This is a genomic window from Curtobacterium sp. Curtsp57 (genome assembly GCF_047324335.1).
In the GTDB taxonomy this organism is placed as follows: Bacteria; Actinomycetota; Actinomycetes; order Actinomycetales; family Microbacteriaceae; genus Curtobacterium.
The window spans coordinates 3,120,111-3,142,483 of record NZ_CP168511.1; the positions used below are offsets into that span (position 1 = coordinate 3,120,111).

General features: G+C 69.6%; 18 protein-coding genes and 1 rRNA gene. 17 read left to right on the forward strand and 2 right to left on the reverse strand.

Annotated elements, in window-relative coordinates; genetic code table 11:
* Nucleotide 1: 1 nt before the first annotated feature.
* Nucleotides 2–1,504 carry a CHAD domain-containing protein gene (locus ACEN9V_RS15090; protein WP_413600980.1) on the reverse strand — a complete coding sequence of 501 codons (1,503 nt, stop codon included), beginning with the start codon at nucleotides 1,502–1,504 and terminating at the stop codon, nucleotides 2–4.
* 129 nt (nucleotides 1,505–1,633) lie between these two features.
* Here ACEN9V_RS15090 and ACEN9V_RS15095 point away from each other — a divergent pair, with 129 nt between their 5' ends.
* On the forward strand, nucleotides 1,634–2,968 hold the full coding sequence (locus tag ACEN9V_RS15095) for a maltokinase N-terminal cap-like domain-containing protein (protein WP_413600981.1): 1,335 nt from the start codon (nucleotides 1,634–1,636) through the stop codon (nucleotides 2,966–2,968).
* Between the two features lie 66 nt (nucleotides 2,969–3,034).
* Here the strand turns inward: ACEN9V_RS15095 and ACEN9V_RS15100 are convergent, their stop codons facing one another.
* Nucleotides 3,035–3,394, reverse strand: a complete 360-nt coding sequence (locus tag ACEN9V_RS15100) for a DUF1844 domain-containing protein (RefSeq protein WP_281265756.1) — start codon at nucleotides 3,392–3,394, stop codon at nucleotides 3,035–3,037.
* 298 nt (nucleotides 3,395–3,692) lie between these two features.
* Between ACEN9V_RS15100 and infC the strand changes: the two genes are divergently transcribed.
* The 16 genes from infC to ACEN9V_RS15180 all read left to right on the forward strand — a co-directional run bounded on the left by infC (nucleotide 3,693) and on the right by ACEN9V_RS15180 (nucleotide 21,956).
* On the forward strand, nucleotides 3,693–4,364 hold the full coding sequence (infC, locus tag ACEN9V_RS15105; RefSeq protein ID WP_402727052.1) for a translation initiation factor IF-3: 672 nt from the start codon (nucleotides 3,693–3,695) through the stop codon (nucleotides 4,362–4,364).
* Nucleotides 4,365–4,440: 76 nt separating this feature from the next.
* The gene (rpmI, locus tag ACEN9V_RS15110; RefSeq protein WP_065961871.1) at nucleotides 4,441–4,635 is read left to right on the forward strand and encodes a 50S ribosomal protein L35; all 195 of its coding nucleotides are present in this window, start codon (nucleotides 4,441–4,443) and stop codon (nucleotides 4,633–4,635) included.
* A gap of 27 nt (nucleotides 4,636–4,662) precedes the next feature.
* On the forward strand, nucleotides 4,663–5,049 hold the full coding sequence (gene rplT / locus ACEN9V_RS15115; protein ID WP_144759956.1) for a 50S ribosomal protein L20: 387 nt from the start codon (nucleotides 4,663–4,665) through the stop codon (nucleotides 5,047–5,049).
* Nucleotides 5,050–5,123: 74 nt separating this feature from the next.
* Entirely contained in the window at nucleotides 5,124–5,972 is an 849-nt protein-coding gene (locus ACEN9V_RS15120; RefSeq protein WP_413600982.1) for a TrmH family RNA methyltransferase, read from the forward strand.
* A gap of 88 nt (nucleotides 5,973–6,060) precedes the next feature.
* Entirely contained in the window at nucleotides 6,061–7,101 is a 1,041-nt protein-coding gene (gene pheS, locus ACEN9V_RS15125; RefSeq protein ID WP_413600983.1) for a phenylalanine--tRNA ligase subunit alpha, read from the forward strand.
* Nucleotides 7,101–9,593 carry a phenylalanine--tRNA ligase subunit beta gene (gene pheT / locus ACEN9V_RS15130; protein ID WP_413600984.1) on the forward strand — a complete coding sequence of 831 codons (2,493 nt, stop codon included), beginning with the start codon at nucleotides 7,101–7,103 and terminating at the stop codon, nucleotides 9,591–9,593. Before pheS ends, pheT begins: the two co-directional genes overlap by 1 nt.
* A 76-nt stretch (nucleotides 9,594–9,669) precedes the next feature.
* Nucleotides 9,670–10,767: an N-acetyl-gamma-glutamyl-phosphate reductase gene (locus tag ACEN9V_RS15135; protein ID WP_413600985.1), complete on the forward strand. Its 1,098-nt coding sequence runs from the start codon at nucleotides 9,670–9,672 to the stop codon at nucleotides 10,765–10,767.
* Nucleotides 10,768–10,820: 53 nt separating this feature from the next.
* A complete protein-coding gene (gene argJ / locus ACEN9V_RS15140) occupies nucleotides 10,821–11,981 on the forward strand; it encodes a bifunctional glutamate N-acetyltransferase/amino-acid acetyltransferase ArgJ (RefSeq protein ID WP_413603070.1) in 1,161 nt (386 codons plus the stop codon).
* Nucleotides 11,981–13,003 (forward strand): acetylglutamate kinase, encoded by a 1,023-nt coding sequence (argB, locus tag ACEN9V_RS15145; protein ID WP_413600986.1) that lies wholly within the window; start codon nucleotides 11,981–11,983, stop codon nucleotides 13,001–13,003. Before argJ ends, argB begins: the two co-directional genes overlap by 1 nt.
* Nucleotides 13,000–14,226 (forward strand): acetylornithine transaminase, encoded by a 1,227-nt coding sequence (locus ACEN9V_RS15150; RefSeq protein WP_413600987.1) that lies wholly within the window; start codon nucleotides 13,000–13,002, stop codon nucleotides 14,224–14,226. Before argB ends, ACEN9V_RS15150 begins: the two co-directional genes overlap by 4 nt.
* Entirely contained in the window at nucleotides 14,223–15,155 is a 933-nt protein-coding gene (gene argF, locus ACEN9V_RS15155; RefSeq protein ID WP_281265748.1) for an ornithine carbamoyltransferase, read from the forward strand. Before ACEN9V_RS15150 ends, argF begins: the two co-directional genes overlap by 4 nt.
* Before the next feature lie 8 nt (nucleotides 15,156–15,163).
* Entirely contained in the window at nucleotides 15,164–16,351 is a 1,188-nt protein-coding gene (locus tag ACEN9V_RS15160) for an argininosuccinate synthase (protein ID WP_413600988.1), read from the forward strand.
* Nucleotides 16,352–16,378: 27 nt separating this feature from the next.
* Nucleotides 16,379–17,824 (forward strand): argininosuccinate lyase, encoded by a 1,446-nt coding sequence (gene argH / locus ACEN9V_RS15165; protein WP_413600989.1) that lies wholly within the window; start codon nucleotides 16,379–16,381, stop codon nucleotides 17,822–17,824.
* A complete protein-coding gene (locus ACEN9V_RS15170; RefSeq protein ID WP_402727042.1) occupies nucleotides 17,821–18,483 on the forward strand; it encodes a DNA-3-methyladenine glycosylase in 663 nt (220 codons plus the stop codon). The genes argH and ACEN9V_RS15170 overlap by 4 nt, the downstream gene beginning before the upstream one ends.
* A 61-nt stretch (nucleotides 18,484–18,544) precedes the next feature.
* The gene (tyrS, locus tag ACEN9V_RS15175) at nucleotides 18,545–19,861 is read left to right on the forward strand and encodes a tyrosine--tRNA ligase (RefSeq protein ID WP_413600990.1); all 1,317 of its coding nucleotides are present in this window, start codon (nucleotides 18,545–18,547) and stop codon (nucleotides 19,859–19,861) included.
* 573 nt (nucleotides 19,862–20,434) lie between these two features.
* Nucleotides 20,435–21,956 (forward strand): 16S ribosomal RNA (locus tag ACEN9V_RS15180).
* The last annotated feature ends 417 nt before the right edge of the window (nucleotides 21,957–22,373 follow it).

A 22,373-nucleotide genomic window follows, 5' to 3' on the forward strand; every position in this document is an offset into this window, starting at 1 on the left:
ATCAGAGTCCCGCGAGGAGCCGACGCCCCTCGGCGATCCGCTGCTCGACCACCGCGCGCTCGGACGTCGCCAGCGCCCCGTACCCGAACGTGTCCTCGCCGTCGGCCGCGGCATCGACGGCGGCCTGTCGGTACGCATCCGCGGCGTGCGCGGCGTCGAGTGCGTCGCCCAGGGTGTCCTGGATCCGCCGAAGTCGTCCGAGCCGCCGCTTCCCGACGTCCGCGAGCCCGCCGGCGGCCTGCAGGGCGTACCGCAACCGACGCGCGGCCTTCCGGATCTCGTGCAGGGACACGAGGTCGCCCGTGCTCCGGTCGAGGGTCTTCGCCAGCCGTGCGCGTTCCCGTTCGATCCGCGCGGTCACGAAGGCCGATGCGTCATCGCGGGCGTGCCCACCCGTCGGCGCGGAGTCCACCAACCGGTCGACGGCGTCGAGGGCGTCGAACCACGCCGCCGTCCGGAGGGTCTGCCGGAGTTCCGCTCCGGACGTCGCCCGGGTGTCCTCGAACCGCGAACCGAGTCGATCGAGCGTCCGGGCGTCGACGTAGCCCGCCGGGGTCCGTGCCGCGGATCGGAGCAACCGGTCACGCAGGACCTCGGCGTCGCGAGCCGTCCCCGCCGTTCGACCGATCTGCGCGAGTGCGGCACGGAGCGGTTCGGTGGCGTCGCGGTCGAGGGCGCCGCGGAACGCCGCGAGCACACTGCGGGTCCGGCGCAGGACCTTGCGGAACGCGTGCACCGCGTCGCGCTCGTCGGCACGCACCAGGGGGTCGACGGCGACGAGATCGGCCCGCAACGCGACGAGGGTCTCCCGGACGAAGGCCGCTGCGGTCCCGGGACGCGGCAGGTGCGCCCGTGCGGTCGCCGGACGGCGGGCCGGTGCCAGGCGCGGCACCGGCCCGCCGTCGGACCGTCCGGGATCGTCCGCCGCGTCCGTCAGTGCTCGCTCGACCGCGCGTGCGATCGAGCCGGGATGCCCGTCGTCGGTGAGCGCCCACCACCGGCCGCTCGTCACCAGCGTGGTGTCCGAGTCGCCTTCGTCGATGCGGACGTCGGCGACCTCGACGCGGACCTTCCCGTCCTTGCCGCGGACCACCACCAGGGTCGTCGTGGTGTCCCGGACCCGGACGGGTCGGACGGTGCGACCGCGGAGGAACACCTCCACCACGTCGCGCGGCACCACCGGACCATCGTCCGACGGCGCGGTCGCACGGTCGAGGTCGTCCGGGACGGGAGTCGGACCGTCGCCGCGGTCGATGCTCCACGTGGGCGATCCGTCCTCGGCGCGCAGGAGCTCGACGCCCTCGAACGCGAGCACCCGGTCGTCGGTGTCCCAGAGGGTCTCGCGTACGGTGACCGGGGGAGTCCGGTGCACCGCGTCCGAGTACGGGTCGATCGCCGGCAGTCGTCGGTCGTCCGGGATGCGCCAGGTGTGCCGCGGGTCGGCGAGGACGTCGGCGGTGGCGGGGGCAGTGTCGGGGTCAGGGGCGGGTGGCGAGGTCTCCATGCACGCCAGTGTCGTCCGCGGACCGGCATCGGTGCGCCGGCATCCGCATCATGTGGACACCCCTGTCGGAGTCGCGCGTTGTGGAGGACCTGGGACGGCGCCCCGAGCGCTCGCGTAGCCTCCTGACGCATGAGCGACGTCGCACAGTGGATGGCCCGCCAACGTTGGTACGCCGCGAAGGGCGGGACGCCGAACCTCCGGACGATCGCCCGGACCGACGACACCACCGACGGGGCGCAGATCACGACCCGGTTCGTGATCGACGACGCCCGGACCGGGGCCGTGCTGTACCAGGTGCCCACGACGGAGCACGCGCACGGGGTGGCCGGTCTGGAGCACGCGCGCATCGACACGGAAGGCGCCGGAGACGCCGACGTGCCAGGCGCAGCCCCCGACGCGACCACGACCTACGACGGCCCCCACGACCCCGCCTACGCCCGCTGGCTCCTCGCGCAGATCGACGCCGGCGCCGAGTCCCTCACCCCGGTCGGCCCCGTCCGCAGCGCCCGGGTCCTCCGCGGCGAGCAGTCGAACACCTCGATCATCTGCGAGACCGAGCACAACGGCACCGTCATCGTGAAGGTCTTCCGGGTGCTGCACCACGGCGACAACCCCGACGTCACGACCCAGCAGGCACTCTCGGCCGCGGGCTCGTCACGCGTCCCGAAGGTCTTCGGCGCCCTCCACGGCGAGTGGCCGGACGTCGGACGCGCCGACGGTGTGGCGAGTGGCCACCTGGCCTTCGCACAGGAGTTCCTCCCCGGCCTCGACGACGCCTGGCGGGTGGCGCTCGACGACGCCCGCCGAGGCGAATCCTTCGCGGCAGGAGCTGACCGGCTCGGCGCGGCGCTCGCCGACGTGCACGTGACCCTCGCCGGCGTGATGCCGACCGAGCCCGCGACCCCTGACCGCATCCGGACCGCGGTCGACACCATGCACGCCCGGCTCGAGGCCGCCGCCGCCGAGGTGCCGGAGATCGCCGAACACGCCGACGCCGTCCGAGCGGTCTACGCGAGGGCCGCCGACGTCGCGTGGCCGCCGCTCCAGCGGATCCACGGGGACCTGCACCTCGGGCAGGTGCTGTCCGCGCCGGAGCCGCGTGGATGGGTGTTCCTCGACTTCGAGGGCGAGCCGCTCCGACCGCTCCACGAGCGTTCGCTGCCGGACGTGCCACTCCGTGACGTCGCCGGCATGCTGCGCTCGTTCGACTACGTCGCCGGAGCCCTCGCGCACGACGACGACCCGGTCGACGCCGGGGCGTGGGCGCACGAGGCCCGCGCAGCGTTCCTCGACGGCTACGAACGGGGCATCGGCGTCGACCTCCGCGCACACCGCGAGGTCCTCGACGCCTTCGAGATCGACAAGGCCGTCTACGAGGTGGTCTACGAGGCGCGGAACCGCCCGACCTGGGTCGGCATCCCGGTGGCGGCCGTGACGCGCCTGGCCGCGCGCTCCGCGCACTGACCAGGACCACACGACGGACGGGAGGCTCGTGGCGACGCCGCCACGGGCCTCCCGTCCGTCACGTCGTCAGTTGACGGGACCCGTGTACTTCTCGCCGGGACCGGCGCCCGGCGCGTCCGGGATGGCCGATGCCTCGCGGAAGGCGAGCTGCACCGAGCGGAGCCCGTCGCGCAGCGGGCGGGCGTGGTGGTCGCCGATCTCGGTGGCGGCCGCGGTGACCAGGCCGGCCAGGGCGGTGATGAGCTTGCGCGCCTCGTCGAGGTCGGTCTGCTCCTGCGGGTCGTCCGCCAGTCCGACCTTCACGGCGGCGGCGCTCAGCAGGTGCACGGCCACCGTGTTGATCAGTTCGACGGCCGGTACCTCCGAGATGTCCCGGGCGGCGTCGTCGGCGTCGTCGACGGGGATGTTGGGCGGGGTGTCGGTCACGGTGCTCCTCTGTTAGACTCTTCGCGGCAGATGCTGTCCGTGTGCCCGGAACGATTCGCGAGAACCAGACCGGACCGGCGGACAACATCACGAAGAGGAGTCACTCCCACCCGCGGCCACGAACCACCAGGCTACCGGGTCACCACCGCTCCGCCGAGCGCCAGCGTTCGGCAGTCCGGCACGACTGGCAGCGTCCAGTGGTGCAGGAGTCGGGCGGCTGCCGAACGGGTCCCGATCCGTGCGTCAGATCTCCTCTCGTGCCGTCGTCCAGGCAAACGCCCCGGACGGCCATCACTGATTGAAGGAGCTCCGCATTCCCGATCCCCGTACCAACGACCGAATCCGCGTCCCCGAGGTCCGTCTTGTCGGACCCCAGGGCGAGCAGGTCGGCGTTGTCCCCATCGCCGTCGCACTGCGCCTCGCGCAGGAAGCCGAGCTGGATCTGGTCGAGGTCGCGCCGAACTCGAAGCCGCCCGTGGCCAAGATCATGGACTACGGCAAGTTCAAGTACGAGGCCGCTCAGAAGGCCAAGGAAGCCCGTCGCAACCAGGTGAACACGGACCTGAAAGAGGTCCGTTTCCGCCTGAAGATCGACGTGCACGACTACGAGACGAAGCGCAAGCGCGCCGAGGGCTTCCTCCTCGGTGGCGACAAGGTGAAGGCGATGATCCTCTTCCGTGGTCGCGAGCAGTCGCGTCCGGAACAGGGTGTCCGACTCCTGCAGAAGTTCGCCGAGGAGATCGCCGAGTTCGGCGTCGTCGAATCGCGTCCGACGCAGGACGGCCGGAACATGACGATGATCATCGCTCCGCTCAAGAACAAGTCCGACGTCAAGGGCGAGCAGAACGCCAAGCGCGCGGCCGAGAAGGCCGAGCGTCGTGCGTCGGAGCACGCCTCGAAGGCGAAGCCGGACGACGCGGCACCTGCCGAGTCGAAGGAAACGGCACCCGCCGAGACCCCGGCCGAATAGGTCAGGGCCCACGCGGGCCCTCCAGACCCACCCGCAATGGCGCGGCCCCCCATCCATCCCACGGAAAGGCACCACCATGCCCAAGCAGAAGACCCACTCCGGGTCGAAGAAGCGCTTCAAGGTCACCGGCAGCGGCAAGATCATGAAGCAGCAGGCCGGTATGCGTCACAACCTCGAGGTCAAGTCTGCCAAGCGCAAGGCTCGCCTCAACGAGGACCAGGTCCTCTCGAAGGCCGACGCGAAGAACGTCAAGAAGCTCCTCGGCCACTGAGCCCCCGGATCGTAAAGGAATAGTGCAATGGCACGAGTAAAGAGAGCGGTCAACGCCGCCAAGAAGCGTCGCGTCGTCCTCGAGCGCGCCGAGGGCTACCGCGGCCAGCGTTCGCGTCTGTACCGCAAGGCCAAGGAGCAGGTCACCCACTCCCTCGTCTACGCGTACCGCGACCGTCACGCGAAGAAGGGCGAGTTCCGTCGCCTCTGGATCCAGCGCATCAACGCTGCGTCCCGCGCCAACGGCCTGACCTACAACCGCCTCATCCAGGGTCTCAACCTGGCCGGCGTCGAGGTCGACCGTCGCATCCTCGCCGACCTCGCCGTGAACAACGCCGACACCTTCGCCGCGCTCGTCGAGACGGCCAAGAAGGCCCTGCCGGCCGACACCTCGGCCCCGAAGGCCGCAGCGTAGTCGTCACTGCCCTCACCGAAGCCCCCGTTCCGTCCGCGGACCGGGGGCTTCGTGCATGCTGCGACACTTGTGGCGTGACTGATCTCCTCGAGAACCCCCGTGCCGGCCGCGTCAAGGCCGTCGCCGCCCTGTCCAAGAAGGACCAGCGTGCCGAGACGGGCCTGTTCCTGCTCGAGGGGCCGCAGGCCGTCCGCGAGGCGATCGAGTACGCGCCGGAGCTCCTCCGCGAGCTCTACGTCACGCCGACCGCAGCAGAGCGGTACGACCTGCACGACGCGCCGGTGGACACCTGGTTCGTCACCGAGCAGGTGCTCGCGGCGATGGCCGACACGGTCACCCCGCAGGGCGTCGTCGCGGTCTGCCAGCAGTTCCCGACGTCGGTCCGGCAGGTCTTCCCCGACCCCGGTGCGGCCGGTCTGGAGGCTCGGGTCGACCCCGCCACGAACCGTCCGTTGCCGGGACTGGTCGCGATCCTCGAAGAGGTCCGGGACCCGGGCAACGCCGGCACGATCATCCGCGCCGCCGACTCCGCCGGCGCCGACGCGGTCGTCCTGACCGGGCGGAGCGTGGACCCCTACAACCCCAAGGTCGTGCGGTCCACCACGGGGTCGCTCTTCCACGTGCCGGTGTCGGTCGGCGTGTCGCTCGTCGACGCCGTGTCCCGTGCTCGCGCGCTCGGGTACACGATCCTGGCCGCCGACGTCTCGGGCGACGACCTCCCGCAGGTCCGCGCGGAGGGGCTGCTCGACGGGCCGACCGCGTGGGTCTTCGGGAACGAGGCCCGCGGCCTCACCGCCGAGGACCTGGCACTGGTCGACCGGGCCGTGAAGGTCCCGATCTACGGCGCGGCCGAGTCGATGAACCTCGCCACCGCGGCGTCGGTCTGCCTGTACGAGTCGGCGTTCGCGCTCCGGACCGCCTAGTCCTCCACAGCCGGTCCGGGGGCCGCTCTGTGCACGGCCGGTGCAGGACAGAACGGCGGTATCCCACAGGCCGGTAGGATCGGTTGCTGTGTCAGAACCTCTCGAGATCAGCGAATCGGCGGTCGCCGACGCGGTCGACGCGGCCCTCGCCGCAGTCCGCGCCGCGACGACGGTCGCCGAACTGAAGCAGGCCAGGGCCGAGCACACGGGCGAACAGTCCGTGCTCGCGCGCATGAACGCCTCGATGCGCAGTGTGCCGCCGGAGCAGAAGGCCCAGGCCGGCAAGCTCGTCGGGCAGGCGCGGGGCCGCGTGAACGGCGCCGTCGCCGAGCAGGAGTCCGTGCTCGCCGAAGCCGAGGAGCGTGCCAGGCTCGAGGCCGAACGCGTCGACGTTACCGCGCTGCCGTCCACCCGCACGCCTGGCTCCCGCCACCCGCTCTCGCTCCTGAACGAAGCCGTCGCTGACATCTTCGTCGGCATGGGGTGGGAAGTGGCAGAAGGCCCGGAGCTCGAGCACGAGTGGTTCAACTTCGACGCGCTGAACTTCGACGAGGACCACCCCGCGCGCGCCATGGCCGACACGATCTTCGTCGAACCAGTGGACCGGCACCTCGTGATGCGCACCCACACCTCGCCGGTGCAGGTGCGGTCGCTGCTGTCGCGCGAACTGCCGCTCTACGTCATCGCTCCCGGGCGCGTGTACCGCGCGGACGAGCTCGACGCGACGCACCTGCCGGTGTTCACCCAGGTCGAGGGCATCGCGATCGACAAGGGTCTGACGATGGCGCACCTGCGCGGCACGCTGGAGCACTTCGCGCGCCAGGTCTTCGGCGCGGAGGCACAGATCCGTCTCCGTCCGAACTACTTCCCGTTCACCGAGCCGTCCGCCGAGATGGACGTCTGGCAGCCGAACGCCAAGGGCGGCGCACGGTGGGTCGAGTGGGGCGGCTGCGGCATGGTCAACCCGAACGTCCTGCGTTCCGCCGGCATCGACCCCGACGAGTACCAGGGCTTCGCGTTCGGCATGGGCATCGAGCGGACCCTGCAGTTCCGCAACGGTCTGAACGACATGCGTGACTTCCTCGAGGGCGACCTCCGCTTCTCGCAGCAGTTCGGAACGGTGGTCTGATGCGCGTCCCACTCCGTTGGCTCGGTGAGTCGGTCGACCTCCCCGAGGACGTCACCCTCGAGCACGTCCACGCGGCGCTCGTGTCGGTCGGTTTCGAAGAAGAAGCGGTCCACACGTTCGACCTGACCGGGCCCGTCGTGGTCGGTCGGGTGCTCGAGCGCGTCCCGGAGCCGCAGAAGAACGGCAAGACCATCAACTGGTGCCAGGTGGACGTCGGCGAGTCCGAGCCCCGCGGCATCGTCTGCGGCGCGCACAACTTCGACGTGGGCGACCTCGTCGTCGTCACGCTCCCCGGTGCCGTGCTCCCCGGACCGTTCCCGATCGCCGCGCGCAAGACCTACGGCCACGTGTCCGACGGCATGATCGCCTCGGCGCGCGAGCTCGGACTCGGCGACGAGCACGACGGCATCCTGCGCTTCGCGGACCTCGGGATGGAGCCGCAGGTCGGACAGGACGCGATCGCGCTCCTCGGCCTGGACGACGCCGCCGTCGAGATCAACGTGACGCCGGACCGTGGGTACGCCCTGAGCATGCGCGGTGTCGCACGGGAGTACGCGCACGCCACCGGTGCCTCGTTCCACGACCCCGTCGACCGCGTCGCTCCCCGCAGCGGCGAGGGCTTCACGGTGTCGATCGCCGACGACGCCCCGATCCGCGGCCGCGTCGGTGCGAGCACGTTCGTTACCCGGGTGGTCCGCGGCGTCGACGCCACCCGACCGACACCGGCCTGGATGGTGTCTCGACTGGCCCTCGCCGGTGTGCGCTCGATCTCGCTGCCCGTCGACATCACGAACTACGTCATGTTCGAGCTCGGCCAGCCGCTGCACGGGTACGACCTGTCGACGGTCGTCGGCGGGCTCGGCGTCCGTCGTGCGGCCGCGGGGGAGACCCTGACCACGCTCGACGACGTCACCAGGAAGCTCGACCCGGAAGACCTCGTCATCACCGACGACCAGGGCCCCGTCGGCCTCGCCGGGGTGATGGGTGGTGCCCGCACCGAGATCACGGCGTCGACCACCGACGTCCTGATCGAGGCCGCCGGCTTCGACCAGGTCTCGATCGCACGCACCGCCCGTCGGCACAAGCTCCCGAGCGAGGCGTCCCGGCGGTTCGAGCGCGGTGTCGACCCGCTCGTCGCCGAAGCCGCTGCCAACCGTGCCGTCGAGCTCCTCGTCGAGCTCGCCGGCGGCACGGCGGACGCCCTCGGATCGACGCTCGTCGACGACGTGTCCCGCCCGGCCGTCACGATGCGGCTGTCGCGCGCCGAGGAACTCATCGGCGTCCCCTACACGGACGCCGAGGTCATCGACACGCTGCGTGCGATCGGCGCCTCGGTGGAGGCCGACGGCGAGCAACTCGTCGTCACGGCACCCACCTGGCGCCCGGACCTCACCGACGACACCACGCTGGTGGAAGAGGTCGCCCGCATCGTCGGCTACGACCGCATCCCGAGCGTCCTGCCCGTCGCTCCGCCCGGACGCGGCCTCACGACACACCAGAAGGCACTCCGTCGCGTCGCCGCAGCGCTCGCTGCCGACGGCCTCGTCGAGGTCGTCACGGCTCCGTTCGTGTCGGCAGCGACGACCGCCGCCTACCCGGGGATCGACCCGGACGGCGGACCGAGCGTCGCGCTCGCGAACGCCCTCGACAGCGAGCAGAGCCTCCTCCGCCGGAGCGGTCTCCCCGCGCTCGTCGACGCCGCGCGTCGCAACGTGTCCCGCGGGCTCGTCGACGTCGCCGTGTACGAGACCTCACGCGTGTTCCTGCCGGTCGACGGTGCCGAGCTCGGCACCCCCGCGGTCCCGGCCGGAGCCGCGCACCCCGGCGCGGAGGCACTCCGTGCGCTCGACGCCGCACTGCCGGCGCAGCCGTTCCACGTGTCAGCGCTCCTCACCGGGAACCGCGTCGTCAAGCAGCCCGGCGTGCAGCCGGAGCCGTTCGGCATCGCGGACGCCCTCGACGTCGCACGCACCGCGGCGTGGGCAGCAGGCACCGAGCTCACGGTCGCGCAGACCACGCACCCGTCGCTGCACCCCGGCCGTGCGGCGTCGCTGCTCGTCGGTGACGTCGTCGTCGGTGTCGCGGGAGAGCTCCTGCCCGAGCTGACCGCCGCTGCCGACCTGCCCCGGGTCGTCGCGGTCGTCGAGCTCGACCTCGACGCACTCGTCGGAGCCGTGCCCGAGATCCCCGCCGTCGCACCGATCGTGACCTACCCGGCGGCGACGCAGGACCTCTCGTTGGTGGTCGGCATCGACGTTCCGGCGGGCGATGTGCTCGACGTCGTCCGGACTGGTGCCGGAGAGCTGTTGGAGTATGCTCGCCTCGTGGATGACTACCGGGGCTCCGGCGTGGACGAGGGACAGAAGTCCCTGACGTTCGCGCTGCGCTTCCGTGCCACGGACCGCACCCTGACCGCTGCCGAGGCCTCTGAGGCCCGTGACGGCGCCGTCCGACGTGCCGGCGAGCGATTCGGGGCGACCCTGCGCGACTGATCCCACTGGGACCAGCACCGCCCGGGGCCGCCGCCTCCGATCTCTCGACGAACAGTCCGACCTAAGGTGGAATCCCATGTCCGTATCCGTCGCCGTGGCGGGAGCCAGCGGCTACGCGGGCGGTGAGCTGCTGCGCATCCTCTCCGCACATCCCGAGTTCGACGTCAGGACGGTGACGGCGTTCTCGAACGCCGGACAGCCGCTCATCGCGACGCAGCCGCACCTCCGTTCGCTGTCGCACCTGACGCTGGTCGAGACGACGGCGGAGAACCTCCGCGGCCACGACGTGGTGTTCCTGGCGCTGCCGCACGGACAGTCCGGCGCGATCACGGCGGAGCTCGACGCGGACACGCTCGTCGTCGACTGCGGCGCCGATCACCGGCTGACGGACCCGGCGGCCTGGGAGGCGTTCTACGGCGGCGACTACTTCGGCGCGTGGACCTACGGGCTGCCGGAACTCCTGCACGCAGCGCCGAAGCCGGGGTCGGCGGAGGAGTGGCGCGACGTCGACGACATCGTCGCGCAGGGTCGGCAGCGGGTCGAGCTCGCGAACACCAAGCGGATCGCCGTTCCCGGATGCAACGTCACCGCGGTCACGCTCGGCATCCAGCCGGGCGTCCAGGCCGGTCTCGTCCAGGCGGACGACATCGTCGCCGTGCTCAGCGTCGGGCCGTCGGGGGCAGGCAAGAAGCTCGCGACGACCTACCTCGCGTCGGAGATCATGGGCTCTGCCAGCGCGTACGCCGTCGGCGGGAAGCACCGGCACATCCCGGAGATCCAGCAGAACCTGCGCGCGGCAGGGGCCTCGGACGTGACCATCTCGTTCACGCCGGTCCTCGTGCCGATGTCCCGTGGCATCCTCGCGACGACGACCGCCAAGCTCGCGCCCGGCGTCACCGCACGTGACGTCCGCCTCGCCTGGGAGCAGGCGTACGCAGACGAGCCGTTCGTGCACCTGCTGCCGGATGGCGAGTTCCCGCGGGTCGCGGACACCATCGGTGCGAACACCGCGCTCGTCGGCATCGCCGTCGACGAAGCCGTCGGCCGTGTCGTCGCGGTCAGCGCCCTCGACAACCTCGCCAAGGGGACCGGCGGCGCCGCGGTGCAGTCGGCGAACATCGCCCTCGGCCTGCCGGAGACACTCGGCCTCAGCGTGGACGGAGTCGCACCGTGACGGACGCAAGCAAGCAGGGCCAGGCCGAACCGAGCCTCCGAGCCGGGTCGGACCTGCAGGGCGTGACCGCTGCTGCCGGCTTCCGCGCCGCCGGCGCGACCGCCGGACTCAAGGCGAGCGGAACGCCGGACGTGGCACTCGTCGTGAACGACGGTCCGGAATCGGCCGTCGCCGCGGTGTTCACCAGCAACCGCGCACAGGCCCATCCGGTGATCTGGTCGCGCCAGGTCGTCGGCGACGGCATCGCGAAGGCGGTCTTCCTCAACTCCGGCGGCGCGAACTGCTTCACCGGACCGTTCGGGTTCCAGACCACCCACATGACCGCAGAAGCGGTCGGCGAGTCACTCGGCATCGGAGCCGGCGACGTCGTCGTCTGCTCGACCGGGCTGATCGGCCGCGGCGACCAGACGTTCCGCGACCACGTCCTGCACGGCGTCGCACTCACCACGGACGCCCTGTCGGAGACCGGCGGCCCCGACGCCGCCGCCGCGATCATGACGACGGACACCCGGGCCAAGCAGGCGTCGGTCTCCGAGGACGGCTGGACCGTCGGTGGCATGGCCAAGGGCGCAGGCATGCTCGCGCCGGGGCTCGCGACGATGCTCGTCGTGATCACGACCGACGCGCTCCTCACCTCCGACGAACTCGACCGGGCCCTCCGGGCAGCCACCCGCGTCACGTTCGACCGCGTCGACTCCGACGGCTGCATGTCGACGAACGACACCGTCGTGCTGATGTCCTCCGGCGCGTCCGGTGTGACACCCGAGGTGGGCGACTTCCAGGAGGCCCTGACCGTCGTCTGTGCCGACCTGGCCCGCCAGCTCCAGCAGGACGCCGAGGGCGCGAGCCACGACATCGCGATCCACGTGGTCGGTGCCGCCAGCGAGGACGACGCCGTCACGGTCGGCCGGAGCGTCGCCCGGAACAACCTCTTCAAGGCCGCGGTGTTCGGCAACGACCCCAACTGGGGCCGGGTACTCGCGGCCATCGGCACCACCGACGCCGAGTTCGACCCGTACGCGGTCGACGTCTCGATGAACGGCGTCCGGGTCTGCCACGCCGGCGCTCCCGACCGCCCGAGCGACGAGGTCGACCTCACCCCGCGTGACACCGACGTGCTCATCGACCTCGGGGTGGGGCCGTTCGCGGCGACCATCCTGACGAACGACCTGACGCACGACTACGTCCACGAGAACAGCGCGTACTCCAGCTGATGGCCGACGACAGCAACCTCTCGAAGGAAGAAGAGCACGAGCTCGCGACCGTCAAGGCCGCGACCCTCATCGAGTCCCTGCCGTGGCTCAAGCGGTTCTCGGGCAAGATCGTCGTCGTCAAGTTCGGCGGCAACGCGATGGTGAACGCCGACCTCAAGCGCGCGTTCGCCGAGGACATGGTCTACCTCCGGTACGCCGGGCTGCACCCCGTCGTCGTCCACGGCGGCGGCCCGCAGATCTCCGCAGCGCTGAAGGAACAGGGCATCCAGTCCGAGTTCCGAGGCGGCTACCGCGTGACGACGACCGAGGCGATCACCGTCGTCCGTGACGTCCTCGCCGGCGAGGTCAACCGCGAGATCGTCGACCTGATGAACGAACACGGCGACGGCATCGGCGTCGGCGTGTTCGGCGACGGCGGATCGCTGTTCACGGGCGAGAAGAAGGGCGTCGTCGTGGACGGCGAGCACTTCGACCTCGGCCACGTCGGCGACATCACGCACGTCGACCCGTCCGGGGTGCTCGCCGCGATCCGTGCGAACCAGATCCCCGTCGTGTCGAGCATCGCGATCGACGACGCCCACCCCGACCAGGCGCTCAACGTGAACGCCGACGCGGCCGCCGCGGCGCTCGCGATCGCACTCGGGGCGTCGAAGCTCATGATGCTGACCGACGTCCCTGGTCTGTACCGCAACTGGCCGGACCGGGACTCGATCATCGACCTCATCGCGGTCGAGGAACTCCGCGAACTGCTCCCGACGCTCGAGTCGGGAATGATCCCGAAGATGACCGCGTGCCTGGACGCCGTGGTCGGCGGGGTCGGCGGCGCGACGATCATCGACGGCCGGATCCCGCACTCGATCCTCCTCGAGGTCTTCACGCTCCGTGGCGCGGGCACCGAGGTGATCCCGGACCCGAGCCGGCGCACCGAGAACCAGAACACCCACGCCGAGATCGGCCGACGCGGCCCGGCGGTCACGCACGACACCACGCACGGCACGAACACGAAGGGACCCGCACGGTGAACACCGAGACGCAGACCGAGACCTGGAACGACCGGTTCGGGGCGTCGCTGATGCGATCCCTGACCCCGCCGAAGGTCATGCTCGAGCGCGGGCAGGGCTGCCGCGTGTGGGACGTCGACGGCAAGGAGTACCTCGACTTCCTCGCCGGCATCGCGGTGAACTCCCTCGGGCACGCGCACCCCGTCCTCGTCGAGGCGATCGCCGACCAGGCCGCCAAGCTCGTGCACGTGTCGAACTACTTCGCGACGCCCCCGCAGCTCGAACTCGCCGAGCGGCTGAAGCGCATCACCGGCGCAGGCGACGCGGGCCGCGTGTACTTCGGCAACTCCGGTGCCGAGGCGAACGAGGCCGCGTTCAAGCTCGCCCGGCTGAACAAGGGTGCTGATGGTCGGAAGACCCGGATCCTCGCGCTCAAGCAGGGCTTCCACGGCCGCACGATGGGCGCGCTCGCACTCACCGGCAAGCCCGCACTGCAAGAGGACTTCCTGCCGATGATCCCGGGGGTCGACCACGTCGACACCACGATCGAGGCGCTCGAGCACGCGATCGACGACACCGTCGCGGCGCTCATCCTCGAGCCGATCAAGGGCGAGGCCGGCGTCGTCGACCTGCCCGACGGGTTCCTCGCCGCCGCTCGTCGCTTGACCGAGGAGCACGGCGCGCTGCTCATCCTCGACGAGATCCAGACCGGTGTCGGCCGGACGGGGTCGTGGTTCGCGTTCCAGCACCTCGGGGTCGTCCCCGATGCCATCACGATCGCGAAGGGCATCGCTGGCGGGTTCCCGATCGGGGCGCTCGTGACCTTCGGTCGCGCCTCTGAGCTCTTCTCCGCCGGGCAGCACGGCTCGACGTTCGGCGGCAACCCGCTCGGGACCCGTGTCGCGAACGCGGTCCTCGGCGAGATCGAGGACGCCGGCCTCGTCGACGCCGCCCTGGTCAAGGGGGAGCGGATCCGTGCGGGCATCGCCGCGATCGCCTCGCCGCTGGTCGAGGAGATCCGCGGGCGCGGCCTGCTCATCGGGGTCGGGCTGCACCGCCCCGTCGCGGCGGCCATCTCGGCTGCCGCCCTCGAGCGGGGTCTCATCGTGAACGCCCCCAACGAGGCGAGCCTGCGCATCGCGCCGCCGCTCATCGTGTCCGACGCGGAGATCGACGAGTTCCTGTCGATCCTCGCCCAGAGCATGGCGGCCGTCGAGGGCGCCGACCAGGAGACCTCCGCATGACCCGCCACTTCCTCCGCGACGACGACCTCTCGCAGGCCGAGCAGTCCGCCATCCTCGACCTCGCGGTCGGGATGAAGCGCGACCGCTGGGGCGCGAAGCCGCTCGCGGGCCCGCAGAGCGTCGCCGTGATCTTCGACAAGTCGTCGACGCGCACCCGGGTGTCCTTCCACGTCGGGATCAGCGACCTGGGCGGCAGCCCGCTCATCATCTCGACGGCGAACAGCCAGCTCGGCGGCAAGGAGACCCCGTCCGACACGGCCCGTGTGCTCGAGCGCATGGTGTCGGCCATCGTCTGGCGCACGTACGGGCAGGCCGGACTCGAGGAGATGGCGGAAGGCACCACGGTCCCCGTCGTCAACGCCCTGTCCGACGACTTCCACCCGTGCCAGCTGCTCGCCGACCTCCTGACGATCCGTGAACACCGCGGTGCACTCGCCGGACAGACGGTCGCCTTCGTCGGCGACGGCGCGAGCAACATGGCGCAGTCGTACCTGCTCGCCGGAGCCACCGCGGGCATGCACGTCCGTGTCGGTTCCCCTGCTGCGTTCTCGCCGGCCGTCGACGTCGTGTCGGACGCCGAACGCCGGGCTGCCGAGACCGGTGGATCGGTGCTCGTGGTGACGGACCCGGTCGCCGCCGTGGCCGGTGCGGACGTCGTCGTGACGGACACCTGGGTGTCGATGGGCAAGGAGGACGAGAAGCAGCAGCGGCTCGACACCTTCAACGGGTACCGCGTCGACGACGCGATGATGGCGCACGCCGCGGACGACGCCGTGTTCATGCACTGCCTGCCGGCCGACCGTGGGTACGAGGTCACCGCCGACGTGATCGACGGTCCGCGCAGCATCATCTGGGACGAGGCGGAGAACCGCCTGCACGCCCAGAAGGCCCTCCTCGCCTGGCTCCTCGCCGCGAACACGGGCGCCTAGGAGCACCCGTGGCAGACCGCGTCGTCCTGGCCTACTCCGGCGGACTCGACACGTCCGTCGGCATCGGCTGGCTGCGCGAGGCCACCGGCAAGGACGTCGTGGCGCTGACGGTCGACGTCGGTCAGGGCGGCGACGACCTGCAGACGGTCCGCCAGCGCGCCCTGGACTGCGGCGCGGTGGAGGCGGTCGTCATCGACGCGAAGGACGAATTCGCCGACGAGTACGTCGTGCCCGCGATCAAGGCGAACGCGCTCTACCAGAAGCGGTACCCACTGGTCTCCGCCCTGAGCCGCCCGCTCATCGCGAAGCACCTCGCGGCCACGGCGAAGCAGCTCGGCGCGGACACCGTCGCGCACGGGTGCTCCGGGAAGGGCAACGACCAGGTCCGCTTCGAGGCAGCAGTGGCCGCGATCGCTCCCGAGCTGACGTCGATCGCCCCGGTCCGTGACCTCGCGCTGACCAAGGACGAGGCGATCGCCTACGCCGAAGCGCACGGTCTCCCGATCCGGCACCGGGGCGACTCGGTCGACCAGAACGTGTGGGGACGCGCGGTGGAGGCCGCTTCCCTCGAGGACCCGTGGACCGCCCCGACCGAGGACCTCTACGCCTCCACGCAGGACCCGACCCTCCCGCGCACCCCGGACGAGGTCACGATCACGTTCGAGCGGGGCGTCCCGGTCGCCATCGACGGTCAGCGCTTCAGCGTGCTGCGCATCGTCCAGGAACTGAACGCCCTGGCCGGCCGGCACGGCGTCGGTCGCATCGACGTCCTCGAGGACCGCCTCGTGGGCATCAAGTCGCGCGAGGTGTACGAGGCCCCTGCGGCGATCGCACTCATCGCCGCGCACGAGGAACTCGAGAGCCTCACCCTCGAGCGCGACGTCGCCCGCTACAAGCGCAGGGTCGAGGCCGACTGGGCCGAGCTGGTCTACGACGGGCTCTGGTTCGGAGGCCTCAAACGTGGTCTCGACGCGTTCATCGACCACTCCCAGCAGCACGTGTCCGGGGACGTCCGACTGCAGCTCCACGGTGGCCGTGCGACGGTCACGGGGCGCCGCTCCGAGCAGAGTCTCTACGACTTCGAGCTCGCGACGAACGCCACGGGCGACACCTTCGACCAGGAGCAGGCGAAGGGCTTCATCGACATCTGGTCACTCCCGAGCCGCATCGCGGCCCGCCGCGACCGCGCCAACTGAACCACCGAAGGACGAACGCAGGACGACATGACGGACCAGACGAACGCCAAGACCGACGCCACGAACACCGGCGCACTGTGGGGCGCCCGCTTCGCGGACGGCCCGAGCGCCGAACTCGCCGCCCTGTCGAAGTCCACCCACTTCGACTGGCAGCTCGCGCCGTACGACATCGCCGGTTCCCGGGCCCATGCTCGCGCCCTGCACACGGCCGGGTACCTGACCGCCGACGAGCTCGAGCAGATGACCGCCGGCCTCGACCGCCTGGAGCAGGCCCACGCCACGGGCCAGCTGCAGCCCGCCGACAGCGACGAGGACGTCCACGGCGCGCTGGAACGCCTGCTCATCGCCGACCTCGGCCCCGAGCTCGGGGGCAAGCTCCGCGCCGGCCGCAGCCGGAACGACCAGATCGCCACCCTCGGCCGGATGCACATGCTCGACCACGGGCGCCGTATCGGCCGCCTGGTGATCGACCTGGTCGACGCGATCAGCCAGCAGGCGAGCGAACACCCGGCGGCGATCATGCCCGGCCGCACGCACCTGCAGCACGCCCAGCCCGTGCTCCTCGCGCACCACCTCCTCGCACACGCCTGGCCGCTGGTGCGCGACCTCGAGCGACTCCGCGACTGGTCCACCCGCGCGAGCGTCAGCCCGTACGGCGCCGGCGCCCTCGCCGGCAGCTCCCTCGGACTCGACCCCGCGGCGATCGCCCGCGAGCTCGGGTTCGACCGCCCGGCGGAGAACTCGATCGACGCCACCGCGGCCCGCGACACCGTCGCGGAGTTCGCGTTCGTCCTGGCGCAGATCGGTATCGACGTGTCGCGGCTCGCCGAAGAGGTCATCCTCTGGAACACGAAGGAGTTCGGCTTCGTGCGGTTGCACGACGCGTTCTCCACCGGGTCGAGCATCATGCCGCAGAAGAAGAACCCGGACATCGCCGAGCTGGCACGCGGCAAGTCCGGTCGACTCGTCGGCAACCTGACCGGCCTCCTGACGACGCTCAAGGGCCTCCCGCTCGCGTACAACCGCGACCTGCAAGAGGACAAGGAACCCGTCTTCGACTCGGTCGCCACGCTCGAGGTCCTGCTGCCGGCCTTCACCGGCATGATCGCGACGCTGACCTTCGACACCGAGCGCATGGCCGACCTGGCACCGCAGGGCTTCTCGCTCGCGACCGACGTCGCCGAGTGGCTCGTCCGCCAGGGCGTCCCGTTCCGCGACGCGCACGAGATCTCGGGCTCCCTGGTCCGGTACTGCGAGGAGCGCGGCATCGAGCTCGACGACCCGTCCGACGACGAGTACCTCGCCGTCTCCGAGCACCTCACCCCCGGCGTCCGCGCGGTCCTCACCATCGAGGGCAGCACGTCGTCCCGCTCGGGCGTCGGCGGGACGGCCCCGGATCGCGTCGCCGAGCAGCTCACGGGTCTGACGCAGCGTGTCCACGACCTGGCGAGCGGGGCGCCTTTCACCCGATGACGGCGGGCCTCCTCGCGCTCCTGGCGGAGCCGGCACCGGTCTCCGCGCCGGCCCTGCTCGGTGCGACGCTCACAGGTCGAGGCGTGACGATCCGCATCACCGAGGTCGAGGCGTACTTCGGCCCGACCGACCCCGGTTCACACGGGCACCGTGGGATGACCGAGCGGAACAGGCAACTGTTCGGCCCGCCCGGCACCCTCTACGCGTACCGCTCGTACGGCATCCACACGTGCGTCAACGTCGTCAGCGGACCGGCCGGGACGTCGTCCGGATCGCTCCTCCGTGGTGCCGAGGTCGTCGAGGGCATCGACGTCGCCCGCGAGCGGCGGGGCCCGTCAGTGTCGGACGTGCAGCTGGCGCGTGGACCCGGCAACCTCGGCAGCGCGCTCGGTGCGGTCCTCGGCACGGACGACGGCTCCTCCGTCACGGACGGTCGCGGCCCGTACGTGCTCGCCCTGGCACCCGGTCTGGAGGATCGGCTCGCCTCCGACGGACCGGCTGCGGTCCTCGCGGGGCTGGCTGCCGACCCGCTGATCGGTCGCGGGCCGCGCACCGGGGTCGCCGGCATCGCCGGCGGTGCCGGCTTCCCCTGGCGTTTCTGGCTGCCCGGTGAGCCCACGGTCTCGACGTACCGACGGCACCAGCGCGCCCTCGACTGACGGACCAGCACCGGGCCTCCAGTGTGCCGAGTGCGTCACCGGCCGCCGCTACGATGGCTGGGTGTCCAGTGATACCGCTCCCGATGTCCTGACACGCCAGCAGAACGACCCCACCTTCGCCTCGGTGTGGGACGAGCTGCGCTGGCGTGGTCTGGTGCACGTCTCGACCGACGAGACCGCACTCAAAGAGGCCCTCGACGGCGAGCCGATCACCTATTACTGCGGCTTCGACCCGACGGCTCCGTCACTGCACTGCGGCAACCTGCTCCAGCTCCTGACGATGCGGCGGCTGCAGCTCGCGGGGCACAAGCCCCTCGCACTCGTCGGCGGTTCGACGGGCCTGATCGGCGACCCTCGTCCCACGGCAGAGCGCACCCTGAACACCCGGGAGACCGTGTCCGAGTGGGTGGCCCGCCTGCAGGAGCAGGTGTCGCGGTTCCTCAGCCCGGACGGCGACAACGGCGTGCGGCTCGTGAACAACCTCGACTGGACGTCGCCGATGTCCGCGATCGACTTCCTCCGCGACGTCGGCAAGTACTTCCGCGTCAACTCGATGCTCAAGAAGGACGCGGTCGCCGCCCGGCTGAACTCGGACGCCGGGATCAGCTACACGGAGTTCAGCTACCAGATCCTGCAGGGGATGGACTACCGCGAGCTGTTCCGGCAGTACGGGTGCACGCTGCAGACGGGTGGCTCCGACCAGTGGGGCAACCTGACCTCGGGGACGGAGCTCATCCGTCGAGCCGAAGGTGCCACGGTGCACGCGATGGGGACGCCCCTCATCACGAACTCCGACGGCACGAAGTTCGGCAAGAGCGAGGGCAACGCCATCTGGCTCGACGCCGGCATGACGTCGCCGTACGCGCTGTACCAGTTCTGGCTCAACACCACCGATGCCGACGTCGTCGACCGCTTGCAGAAGTTCACCTTCCTGTCGAGGGCCGAGATCGAACGGCTCGAGCAGGTGGTGGCGGATGAACCGTTCCGGCGCGAGGCCCAGCGGACCCTCGCGTTCGAGGTGACGTCCATCGTGCACGGTGTCCCGGCGACCCAGGCGGCGATCGATGCCTCGGCGGCGTTGTTCGGCAACGGTGACCTGGAGGCGCTCGACGAACCCACGCTCCGGTCCGCGATCGCGGAGCTCCCCGGGTCGATCTCGCTCGCGCCGGATGCCGACCTGGCGAAGGCGCTCGTCGAGACCGAGCTGGTGAAGTCCCTCGGGGAAGCCCGACGTGCCATCGACCAAGGCGGCGTCTACGTGAACAACGCCCGAGCCGAGGACCCGACGGCCCCGCTGTCCGACCTCGCCCTGCCCGGGGGAGTGCTCGTGCTCCGCCGTGGCAAGAAGACCCTCGCCGGCGTGACCCTCGTCGGCTGATCCACCCGGACGCGAGAAGCCCGGTTCCACAAGTGTGGGACCGGGCTTCCGTGCGTCACGGGTACCGTGTTGCACGATGCGACACGCCCGGGATGTGGCCCGTCTTGGCGCACCCGTCCAGCGCTGCGTATAGTTCTTACTCGTCACCCCAAAGGTGCGGCGGAGCGGCTGGAGCGAAAGCCCAGAGCACGTCGGCCCTCAAGCGGGACCATCCTCCACTGGAGTTCAGATCCGGCCTTGCGCTGGACGGCTTCGACGCCTAGGATGACTACTCCACCGGTTCTCTCCCCTCGGGGATGAGCCCACTGGACCTCGGGTCCGACGACACCGGTGGTCAAACCAAGAACGAATGCCTCTCTGGCGGAACCTCTTTCGGGGTCGAGCGGGGAGTGCGTCTGGTCCTTGAGAACTCAACAGCGTGCACATTGTCAATGCCAATTTATTGACCCCGTGCTCGGCCGGTTTTGCTGGTCGAGTCGGAGACAATTCCTTTTGGATTGAAGATTGTCAGTAGACAGTCAACAGTCAAGATCAACTCGGCCTGACGCTTTCGGGTGTTGGGTCTGTAATTTTTTTACGGAGAGTTTGATCCTGGCTCAGGACGAACGCTGGCGGCGTGCTTAACACATGCAAGTCGAACGATGATGCCCAGCTTGCTGGGTGGATTAGTGGCGAACGGGTGAGTAACACGTGAGTAACCTGCCCCTGACTCTGGGATAAGCGTTGGAAACGACGTCTAATACTGGATATGATCACTGGCCGCATGGTCTGGTGGTGGAAAGATTTTTTGGTTGGGGATGGACTCGCGGCCTATCAGCTTGTTGGTGAGGTAATGGCTCACCAAGGCGACGACGGGTAGCCGGCCTGAGAGGGTGACCGGCCACACTGGGACTGAGACACGGCCCAGACTCCTACGGGAGGCAGCAGTGGGGAATATTGCACAATGGGCGAAAGCCTGATGCAGCAACGCCGCGTGAGGGATGACGGCCTTCGGGTTGTAAACCTCTTTTAGTAGGGAAGAAGCGAGAGTGACGGTACCTGCAGAAAAAGCACCGGCTAACTACGTGCCAGCAGCCGCGGTAATACGTAGGGTGCAAGCGTTGTCCGGAATTATTGGGCGTAAAGAGCTCGTAGGCGGTTTGTCGCGTCTGCTGTGAAATCCCGAGGCTCAACCTCGGGCTTGCAGTGGGTACGGGCAGACTAGAGTGCGGTAGGGGAGATTGGAATTCCTGGTGTAGCGGTGGAATGCGCAGATATCAGGAGGAACACCGATGGCGAAGGCAGATCTCTGGGCCGTAACTGACGCTGAGGAGCGAAAGCATGGGGAGCGAACAGGATTAGATACCCTGGTAGTCCATGCCGTAAACGTTGGGCGCTAGATGTAGGGACCTTTCCACGGTTTCTGTGTCGTAGCTAACGCATTAAGCGCCCCGCCTGGGGAGTACGGCCGCAAGGCTAAAACTCAAAGGAATTGACGGGGGCCCGCACAAGCGGCGGAGCATGCGGATTAATTCGATGCAACGCGAAGAACCTTACCAAGGCTTGACATACACCGGAAACGGCCAGAGATGGTCGCCCCCTTGTGGTCGGTGTACAGGTGGTGCATGGTTGTCGTCAGCTCGTGTCGTGAGATGTTGGGTTAAGTCCCGCAACGAGCGCAACCCTCGTTCTATGTTGCCAGCGGGTTATGCCGGGGACTCATAGGAGACTGCCGGGGTCAACTCGGAGGAAGGTGGGGATGACGTCAAATCATCATGCCCCTTATGTCTTGGGCTTCACGCATGCTACAATGGCCGGTACAAAGGGCTGCGATACCGTAAGGTGGAGCGAATCCCAAAAAGCCGGTCTCAGTTCGGATTGAGGTCTGCAACTCGACCTCATGAAGTCGGAGTCGCTAGTAATCGCAGATCAGCAACGCTGCGGTGAATACGTTCCCGGGCCTTGTACACACCGCCCGTCAAGTCATGAAAGTCGGTAACACCCGAAGCCGGTGGCCTAACCCTTGTGGAAGGAGCCGTCGAAGGTGGGATCGGTGATTAGGACTAAGTCGTAACAAGGTAGCCGTACCGGAAGGTGCGGCTGGATCACCTCCTTTCTAAGGAGCATCTGGCATCGCTTGCGATGTCCAGGCACCGGATCGAGACGAACGTTCTCGCCGGTAGCTCATGGGTGGAACATTGACAGTGCAGTCGGGAGCGCGGCTTCCGGTCTTAGTACGCCAGGTCTTCGGGTCTGGTTGGAAGGGGTCGGGGGTGAGCGGGCCGGCTGGTGCACGTTGTTGGGTCCTGAGGGACCAGGCTTCCTGCCGTCCACGTGAGTGGTGGTGGGGGTTGGGCCGGCGGAGTGATCCGCATGGTTCTTCGATGGGCCACATGAAGCTAGCTGTTATGGCTGGGGGAGTGTGGTGCCGATCGTATGTTGAGAACTACACAGTGGACGCGAGCATCTTAGATCGCTCGCAACGATGACTGCCTTTCGGGGTGGTCGTGTTGTCGAGTCGATCGCAATTTTA

What these genes read in the sequence shown, in the direction of transcription:
- ACEN9V_RS15170 (WP_402727042.1), top strand. Translation starts at nt 17,821, where the DNA reads ATGACGGCGGGCCTCCTCGCGCTCCTGGCGGAGCCGGCACCGGTCTCC.
- pheT (WP_413600984.1), top strand. Translation starts at nt 7,101, where the DNA reads ATGCGCGTCCCACTCCGTTGGCTCGGTGAGTCGGTCGACCTCCCCGAG.
- rpmI (WP_065961871.1), top strand. Translation starts at nt 4,441, where the DNA reads ATGCCCAAGCAGAAGACCCACTCCGGGTCGAAGAAGCGCTTCAAGGTC.
- argB (WP_413600986.1), top strand. Translation starts at nt 11,981, where the DNA reads ATGGCCGACGACAGCAACCTCTCGAAGGAAGAAGAGCACGAGCTCGCG.
- argF (WP_281265748.1), top strand. Translation starts at nt 14,223, where the DNA reads ATGACCCGCCACTTCCTCCGCGACGACGACCTCTCGCAGGCCGAGCAG.
- ACEN9V_RS15135 (WP_413600985.1), top strand. Translation starts at nt 9,670, where the DNA reads ATGTCCGTATCCGTCGCCGTGGCGGGAGCCAGCGGCTACGCGGGCGGT.
- ACEN9V_RS15090 (WP_413600980.1), bottom strand. Translation starts at nt 1,504, where the DNA reads ATGGAGACCTCGCCACCCGCCCCTGACCCCGACACTGCCCCCGCCACC.
- rplT (WP_144759956.1), top strand. Translation starts at nt 4,663, where the DNA reads ATGGCACGAGTAAAGAGAGCGGTCAACGCCGCCAAGAAGCGTCGCGTC.
- ACEN9V_RS15095 (WP_413600981.1), top strand. Translation starts at nt 1,634, where the DNA reads ATGAGCGACGTCGCACAGTGGATGGCCCGCCAACGTTGGTACGCCGCG.
- argH (WP_413600989.1), top strand. Translation starts at nt 16,379, where the DNA reads ATGACGGACCAGACGAACGCCAAGACCGACGCCACGAACACCGGCGCA.